The 979-nt window shown below is 44.9% G+C and carries 2 protein-coding genes; both read right to left on the reverse strand.

What is annotated here, in order from left to right; translation table 11 throughout:
• Window positions 1–159: 159 nt before the first annotated feature.
• Window positions 160–648: a 23S rRNA (pseudouridine(1915)-N(3))-methyltransferase RlmH gene (rlmH, locus tag ACS8FC_RS15225; RefSeq protein WP_439297390.1), complete on the reverse strand. Its 489-nt coding sequence runs from the start codon at window positions 646–648 to the stop codon at window positions 160–162.
• 89 nt (window positions 649–737) lie between these two features.
• Window positions 738–979, reverse strand: a 242-nt coding sequence (locus ACS8FC_RS15230; RefSeq protein WP_439297391.1) for a YetF domain-containing protein, incomplete at its 5' end; no start/stop codon positions are given.

Raw genomic sequence — 979 nt, forward strand, 5'->3', positions numbered from 1 at the left:
GTACAGTGTCGTGATGATGGTCAGGCTGATGCGTAGTCTGAGAGGCTTTGGATATCGCGCGTTTTGGATCTTTCATGTTCCATTTATTAGGGCGTACGCCAGTTTTTCAATCTCTTTTGAGGTTGATGTTTTAAATCAAAAAAACAGCTTAGAGTTTGGTTAATTACCGCGATGATAAGGGTGGTTATTATTGATACTCATCGCGCGGTATAGCTGCTCCATTAGTACAACGCGTACCAGCGGATGCGGCAATGTCAGTGCTGATAATGATAATTTTGCGTCGGCTTTTGCTAACACTGCTGGTGACACGCCGTCTGCACCGCCGATGACCAACGCAATATCATCACCTTGCTGCATGCCATCAGCGAGTTTATGAGCTAGCCCTTCTGTCGAAATCATCTTACCTTTGACGTCTAGTACCCACAACTGCTCACGGCTCGCGGCATTATGAGCGGCCAATATCGCTTGACCTTCTTGCTCACGGTACTGTGCTAGATTGGCATCTGATGGGTTTTTTGCCCGTTTTGCGGCGGCGATTTCCACAATCTCTGTGCTCAGCATGGGCTGAATACGCTTAAAATACTCATCAAAACCTGTTTGCACCCAGCTAGGCATCTTATTGCCAACGGTCAAAATTCTTACCTTCATAGTACGTACCATTTTTTAAATTGAAAAATTTTTACATTCGAGCATTGAGTCTGAGTATTGATAGCCATCAGTGCTCGATTATCTAATCACTACATCAAAGGGGTAATGGTCTCTGATACGCTGTGATCTACATCCTGCTCATCATCACTCGAATCGGCTTGGCGTTGTTTTGGAATCACGCTGAGCTTGGCATCAGATTCGAAGACAATAGCTTCGATATCATCAAAATTATTGATACCTTCAGCACGCATCGCACATTCGATTTCTTGACGAGTCAAGCGCTCGGCACGCATCGCCTCTGGCAAAAACTGTCCTTGATAAAAGACAATAC

This window comes from Psychrobacter sp. 1Y4 (genome assembly GCF_051847555.1).

Coding starts and splice junctions, on each gene's coding strand:
- rlmH (WP_439297390.1), bottom strand. CDS start 648: ATGAAGGTAAGAATTTTGACCGTTGGCAATAAGATGCCTAGCTGGGTG.